Annotated in this window: 7 protein-coding genes; 3 read left to right on the top strand and 4 right to left on the bottom strand. The window is 66.7% G+C overall.

Annotated elements, in window-relative coordinates; all coding sequences use genetic code 11:
- Positions 1-60: 60 nt before the first annotated feature.
- Positions 61-873, top strand: coding sequence for an IS5 family transposase (locus ASF22_RS16080; RefSeq protein WP_056266134.1), 813 nt, complete (start codon positions 61-63; stop codon positions 871-873).
- Positions 874-972: 99 nt separating this feature from the next.
- On the opposite strand, the gene ASF22_RS23265 is transcribed toward ASF22_RS16080, so the two are convergent.
- The 4 genes from ASF22_RS23265 to queE form a co-directional block, all read right to left on the bottom strand.
- Complete coding sequence (locus tag ASF22_RS23265; RefSeq protein ID WP_156647793.1) at positions 973-1,734, bottom strand: DUF262 domain-containing protein; 762 nt, start codon at positions 1,732-1,734, stop codon at positions 973-975.
- A 91-nt stretch (positions 1,735-1,825) separates the two neighbouring features.
- The gene (queC, locus tag ASF22_RS16075; RefSeq protein WP_082483751.1) at positions 1,826-2,533 is read right to left on the bottom strand and encodes a 7-cyano-7-deazaguanine synthase QueC; all 708 of its coding nucleotides are present in this window, start codon (positions 2,531-2,533) and stop codon (positions 1,826-1,828) included.
- Positions 2,530-2,892: a 6-carboxytetrahydropterin synthase QueD gene (gene queD, locus ASF22_RS16070; RefSeq protein WP_056266129.1), complete on the bottom strand. Its 363-nt coding sequence runs from the start codon at positions 2,890-2,892 to the stop codon at positions 2,530-2,532. Before queD ends, queC begins: the two co-directional genes overlap by 4 nt.
- 22 nt (positions 2,893-2,914) lie before the next feature.
- Positions 2,915-3,553: a 7-carboxy-7-deazaguanine synthase gene (gene queE / locus ASF22_RS16065; protein WP_056266126.1), complete on the bottom strand. Its 639-nt coding sequence runs from the start codon at positions 3,551-3,553 to the stop codon at positions 2,915-2,917.
- Between the two features lie 358 nt (positions 3,554-3,911).
- Between queE and ASF22_RS16060 the strand changes: the two genes are divergently transcribed.
- Positions 3,912-5,453, top strand: a complete 1,542-nt coding sequence (locus ASF22_RS16060) for a D-alanyl-D-alanine carboxypeptidase family protein (protein WP_056266123.1) — start codon at positions 3,912-3,914, stop codon at positions 5,451-5,453.
- Between the two features lie 106 nt (positions 5,454-5,559).
- Positions 5,560-6,699 (top strand): GTP-binding protein, encoded by a 1,140-nt coding sequence (locus tag ASF22_RS16055; protein ID WP_056266120.1) that lies wholly within the window; start codon positions 5,560-5,562, stop codon positions 6,697-6,699.
- Positions 6,700-6,802 lie beyond the last annotated feature (103 nt).

Below are 6,802 nucleotides of genomic sequence, written 5' to 3'. Positions count from 1 at the left end.
GTTGAGTGGCCGGGATGGCGGTGATTCCAGAAGGGTGCTGAAGCCTCATCTGGACGTGCCATGTGGACCCCGACCACTCGCCGGCAGCATAGCCGTGCGCGCCTGCGCTACGAAACCGACCTGACGGATACGGAATGGGCGGTGATCGCGCCCATGATGCCAGAGCCTGCCTCGCGTGGYCGCCCGCCCGTCTGGACCATGCGAGAKGTGCTGAACGCGATCTTCTACGTGCTGCGCGGCGGGATCGCGTGGCGGCTGATCCCAAAGGATCTCCCTCCGCGCAGCACGACGTTCGGCTACTTCAGCCGCTGGCGGGACGAGGGATTGTTCGGGCGGATCAACCACACCCTGGTTATGGCCGACCGGGAGCGGGCCGGGCGCGAGGCYTCGCCGACGGCGGCCGTGCTCGATAGCCAGAGCGTGAAGACCACCGAGAGCGGCGGCCCGCGCGGCTACGACGCTGGAAAGAAGGTCAAAGGCCGCAAGCGTCAGGCGCTCGTCGATACGGACGGACGCGCCCTCGTCCTCGATCCGCAGCCCGCCAGCATCCAGGATCGCGATGGAGCCGGACCGGTGCTATGCCTGTCGCGTCGCACTTTCCCGTTCATCGTCAGAGCCTTCGCCGATGCMGGCTATGCGGGTGACAGGCCGGCCACGGCCACGATCATCACCGTCGACATCGTGCGCAAACCCAAGGATCAGGTCGGGTTTGCCGTGCATCCGCGCCGMTGGGTGGTCGAGCGCTTCTTCGGCTGGATCAGCCGCAATCGCCGCCTCTGGAAAGACCCGGAAGCGACCCTCGCCTCAGCTCAGGCCTTCCTCTACGCCGCCGCCATCATGATCCTCGTCCGAAGGCTGGGCCGAGCGTCATGACTTATCGGACGGACTCTNCCGGAAGCGACCCTCGCCTCAGCTCAGGCCTTCCTCTACGCCGCCGCCATCATGATCCTCGTCCGAAGGCTGGGCCGAGCGTCATGACTTATCGGACGGACTCTTAGCGTCACGATGTGTCATCATGAACTCGTCCATGGATTGCGAAAGACTTCCAGAAAAATTTTCCCACGATTGACGAAGCGTAAGGAATCGCAGAACGTACTCAGCGTCCTGCATCTGCTGAAAAGCCGCAGATTTGGGTCCGTCTATTTTTAAAGCAGATCTTAGAAGGACGTTTTCTCCAGCAGTATAGATTGCATCATTTGCGTTTCCTCTAAAGGAAACGTTTCTTATCTCCTGATTGTTTAAGCGAATACCTCCTCGATTCAATCGAATGAAAACTTCATATTTCAATCGAGGGTGGGACTGTTTTAATAAAGTAATCACTCTCAAATAAGGTCGAACGCGAAGGGCGCTTTGAAGCGCTTTTGGGAGATCGCGAAAACGAGCACCGTTTAATTCAGGAAATTCGGTCAGGCCTTTAATTGCAAAGGCATTATTCAAGTAATCTGAAACAGCCGAAATTCTTTGCTTTCCATCAATAATAGAGTAAACGCCATACTCCTCTTCCGCAAGATATATTGGCGGGACGGGAACATTCAAAAGAAAAGACTCAATTAATTCAGATTGTCGTTCAGCTTCCCAGCTTTCTCTTCTCTGATATTTTGGAGACAAATCAATAATATCGCTGTCAACCATCTCTTTCAAGCCTTGGAGCGAGAAGTCGGATGTTTGCAAAACTAGATCATTTTGGGATTGCTCAAATCGACGTTCGATTTCTGACGCGCTTCCGAGTGCCAAAGCTCTCTCCTGCCTATTTGGTTAAAGCATCTTCTAATTGTATTTTCTTAAAAATTCATACCAAGCGAATCATTCGACGACTGAAATAGTGTCAGCCCGTCCTCTCCGCGACGAACGCCCGATACCCCTTCGCCCGCAGGTCGCAGGCCGGGCAGGTCCCGCACCCGTATCCCCAATCATGCCGCGCGCCCCGCTCGCCGAGGTAGCAAGTGTGGCTCTCCTCCACCACGAGGTCGACCAGGGGTCGGCCGCCGAGGGTTTCGGCCAGGGCCCAGGTCGCGGCCTTGTCGATCCACATGAGGGGCGTGTGGAGAACGAAGCGGCGGTCCATGCCGAGGTTGAGGGCCACCTGCAGGGCCTTGATCGTGTCGTCGCGGCAATCGGGGTAGCCGGAATAATCCGTCTCGCACATGCCGCCGACGATGTGGCGCAAGCCCCGCCGGTAGGCCAAAGCCGCTGCGAAGGTGAGGAACAGCAGATTGCGGCCCGGCACGAAGGTGTTGGGCAGGCCGTCCGCCGCCAGGGCGATCGCGGTGTCGCGGGTGAGCGCCGTGTCGGAGACGGCGCCGAGCGCCGCGAGGTCGAGGGTGTGGTCGTCGCCGAGGCGGGACGCCCAGCCCGGGTTCAGGGCCGTCATGCCGTCCCGCAGGGCGGCCCGGCCGTCGAGTTCGATCCGGTGGCGCTGGCCGTAGTCGAAGCCCAGGGTCTCGACGCGGGGGAACCGGTCGAGCGCCCAGGCGAGGCAGGTGGCCGAATCCTGGCCGCCCGAGAACAGGACCAGGGCGCCGTCGTGGCTCACCGGGTCTCGCCTTCGTATTCCGCCCAGGACATCGGCGTCTCGTAGACCTTCACCGAGGACAGGGCCGGCAGGGCCGCCTTGGTGCGGCCCCAGATCCAGGCGGCGATGTGCTCGGCCGTGGGATTCTCCAAGCCTTCGATGTCGTTGAGGCAGTAATGGTCGAGCTGCAGCAGCACGGGGGCGAAGGCGTGCTCCACGTCGAAGAAATCCACCACCCAGCCGGTGTCGGGATCGACGGCGCCGGTGAGCGTCAGCTCAACCCGGTAGGAATGCCCGTGCATGCGGTGGCAGCGATGCGTCTCGGGCACGTTCGGAAGGCGGTGGGCCGCCTCGAAGGTGAAGGCTTGGGTGATCTTCATGGGTCGCAGTCTACACGGCTCGCTAGGGGATTCCGATGATCTTGTGGGTCTGGAGCGAGAGCCGCCAGCGCGCGTCGCTCCGACAGTACGCGACGGCCGCCTGCGTGTTGGCGCGGCGCGCCGGCCCGTCCATGGGCTGGAGCCAATGGTGGCGGAAGGGCAGATCCGCGAAATGCGCGGGATCGGCCGCGGCCTCCGCCTGTGGATAGACGAGCTTGAGTTCATGGCCCGTGCGCTGCACCAGGGGATTGCCGGCCTTGGGACTGACGCAGATCCAGTCGATCCCCTCGGGCGCGGCCAGGGTGCCGTTGGTCTCGACCGCGATCTCGAACCCACGGGCATGCACCGCCGCGATGAGGGCGGGATCGAGCTGGAGCAGGGGCTCGCCGCCCGTGAACACCACGTAGCGATGGTGCGGCCCGCCGGTCCAGGTCGCGGCGATGGCGTCCGCGAGGGCGTCCGGCGTGGCGAAGCGTCCGCCGCCCTCGCCGTCCATGCCGAGGAAATCGGTGTCGCAGAACCGGCAGGCCGCATCGGCGCGGTCCTGCTCGCGGCCGGACCACAGGTTGCAGCCGGTGAACCGGCAGAACACCGCCGCCCGGCCCGCCTGCGCGCCTTCGCCCTGGAGGGTGTGGAAGAGTTCCTTGACCGCGTAAGCCATGCTGTTCCGGGGCGCCCCTCGCCAAGCGCCGCGCCCGATGTTCCCGAATGAGGCCCTGCACATAGGCCCGCCGCGCCCGCGAGGCCACACCGAACCGCGCGGATGCCGTATCGCGGGAAGACGGGCCGGCCGTCGGCCTCACGATCGCTGCGCCTGCTTCATGGAAAACACCCAGCCCATCCACGCGAGCGCGGCTGGCCTGTGCGCTGCGAAACCCTTCGCCATGCTCTCGCCACGGAGGCCGGGTTGGTGGCATCCGAATGGCGGGGACCCTCGCCCGAGCTTTGCCGTTGCCCCCAACATGTCCGCCGGGTTCGATGTCCATCGAGCCGGACTGGACCTTTCCGAGACAGGCCCGATGTCGAACCCGTTGTTGAGGCGTCTCGCCTTTGGTTTCACGGCGTGCGTGGGACTGCTCGGTGCGAGTTCCGCCGGCGCGGTGACCGCGCCGATCCTCGTCGTCGAGGTGGATTCCGGCAAGGTGATCTACGCGCAGGGTGCCACCGACCCGTGGTTTCCCGCCTCCATCACCAAGCTGATGACCGTCTACGTCGCCCTCGACCTCGTGCGCCAGGGCAAGGTCTCGCTGGATTCGCTCCTCACCATCTCGCCCGCCGCCGCCGCCGAGCCGCCCTCGAAGATGGGCTTCCGGCCGGGCACGCAACTCACCCTCGACAACGCCCTGAAGATCATCATGGTGAAGTCGGCCAACGACGTCGCCTGGGCCATCGGCGAGAATCTCGGCGGCTCCATCGACGGCTTCTCCGCGATGATGAACGAGACCGCTCAGCGCATCGGCATGCGCGAGAGCCGGTGGACCAACCCCAACGGCCTGCCCGACGCCCGTCAATGGACCACGGCCCGCGACATGGCGATCCTCGGCCGCGCGCTCATCCGCGACTTTCCCGACAATCGCGGTCTGTTCTCCATCTCGGCGATCCAGTTCGGCAAGTCGATCATGGCCAACCACAACGGCCTGCTCGGGCGCTACGCCGGGGCCGACGGCATGAAGACCGGCTTCATCTGCGCGGGTGGGTTCAACGTGGTGTCGAGCGCCACCCGCAACGGGCGCCGCCTCATCACCGTGGTCATGGGCCAGCCGAGCGCCCGCGAGCGCGACCTCAAGGCCTCCGACCTGTTCGATTACGGCTTCGGCCAGTCCGCCGGCTGGACGGCCCAGACCCTCGACGCCCTGACGACCTCCGCCATCGCCGAGCCGCCGGACCTGCGCCCCTACATCTGCGACCGGAAGAAGCCCATGCCGGTGGACGAGGGCCCGGGCGCCATCGCGGGCAACACCGACAGCTCCAACGCCCAGATCCTCGCCGCGGCGGCGCTCCCCGGTTCGGCCCTGGCCCTCGCCACCCTCAACAACGGCGCCATGCGGGGCCGCGCCCTGCCGGCCCGCGCCCCGCTCCAGCCGATCCCCGTGTGGATCGGCCGCAATCCGGCCGAGGGCGCCATAGCGCTCAACGCCCAGGCGGAAGCCGACAAGGCCGAGCGCGCCCAGACCCTCGCGGCCGCCCGCAAGGCCCGCCTCGACACCCTGTCGGCCCGCCGCGAGGCGGCGAAGGAGGCCCGTCAGGCGCAAGCGAAATCGGACCCGAAGCACCCCGACGCCAAGAAGGCCAACGGCAAGACGCCCGAGTCGAAGAAGGCCTTGGCGCGCGGCAAGTCCACCGTCCCGTCGACGGCGAGCGCCTACGCCCCCGTCGAGTCGACGCCGGTCTTGGAGGGCGCGCCGAAACTCAAGGTGACCACCCCCGCCGGAAAGACGGCGCCGAAGGGGGGCAAGCCCGAGGCGAAGGCCGAGATTAAGCCGGTCGTCAAGCCAGCGGCCAAGCCGGTCGTCAAGCCGAAGCAGGCGGCCCGCCCGGCGAAGGCCGGCGACGACGAGTAACGCCGGGGGCTTCCCCCACGGCTGGGGCCAAGCCCCGGCATCGGAGCGGTCGAGCCTCGGTATCGGGGCGATTGAGCCCCGGCGCGCGCCGGGTTAGGCCATCCCCATGACTGCATCCCCCGCTTCCGTCCTCTCGCCCACCGATCCGCGCGCGCCCGCGCCGATCCCCCTGACAGTTCTCACGGGCTTCCTCGGGGCCGGCAAGACCACCCTGCTCAATCGGATGCTGCGGGATCCCGCGCTCGCCGACACCGTGGTGATCGTCAACGAGTTCGGCGAGATCGGCCTCGACCATCTCCTCATCGAGACGGTGGACGAGGACATGATCCTCCTCGGCGCCGGCTGCCTGTGCTGCACCGTGCGGGGCGACCTCATCGCCACCCTCGAAGACCTGCTGCGCAAGCGCGACAACGGCCGCATCCCGCCGTTCCGCCGCGTGGTCATCGAGACCACGGGCCTCGCCGACCCGGCCCCGATCCTCCACGCCCTGATCTACCATCCCTACCTGGTGATCCGGTACCGCCTGCAGGGCGTCGTCACGGTGGTGGACGCGGTCAACGGCGACGCGACCCTCGACGCGCACCCGGAGGCCGTCCGGCAGGCGGCGGTGGCCGACCGGCTGGTGCTGACCAAGGCGGACCTGGCGGAGGGAGGCACCGACGCCCTCGTCGCCCGCCTGCGTGCCCTCAACCCGGCCGCCCCCATCGACGGCGCCGACGTCGCCCCGGCCGACCTTCTCGGCGGCTTCTTCGGCCTCGCCGGCAAGAGCGCCGATGTGGCCGCGTGGCTCGGGGTAGAGGCCGTGGCGGCGCACCACCACCATGATCACGCGCACGACCACGGGCACGGCCATCGTCATCACGACGTGAACCGGCACGACGCGGCGATCCGGGCCTTCACCCTGACCCACGACGTGCCGGTGCCGCGCGCCCGGTTCGAGATGTTCCTCGACCTCGTGCGCTCGGCCCACGGCCCCAAGCTCCTGCGCCTCAAGGGGCTGGTGGCCCTCTCCGACGCGCCGGACAACCCCGTGGTGGTGCACGGCGTGCAGCACATCGTCCACGCCCCCGTGCACCTCGACGCCTGGCCCGACGACGACCGGCGCTCGCGCCTCGTCCTCATCGTGCGCGACCTCGACCCGGCCTTCGTCACCGGCCTGTGGGACGCCTTCCTCGGCCGCCCGCGCATCGACGCGCCCGACATGACCGCGCTCACCGACAACCCCCTGGCGATCCCGGGCGGCTGAGGCCCCGCGGCCCGATCCGGGGCACATCCGCACGGCATCGATCTTGGAGCGATCGACCAAAGGGCGCCCTGCGGGGTGCCGGTTCGTCCCGAAACGGGACGCC

It is taken from the genome of Methylobacterium sp. Leaf87 (genome assembly GCF_001422775.1).
GTDB lineage: Bacteria > Pseudomonadota > Alphaproteobacteria > Rhizobiales > Beijerinckiaceae > Methylobacterium.
Note: the sequence above shows the minus strand (reverse complement) of the source record. Positions and strands in the feature narration are given on the sequence as shown.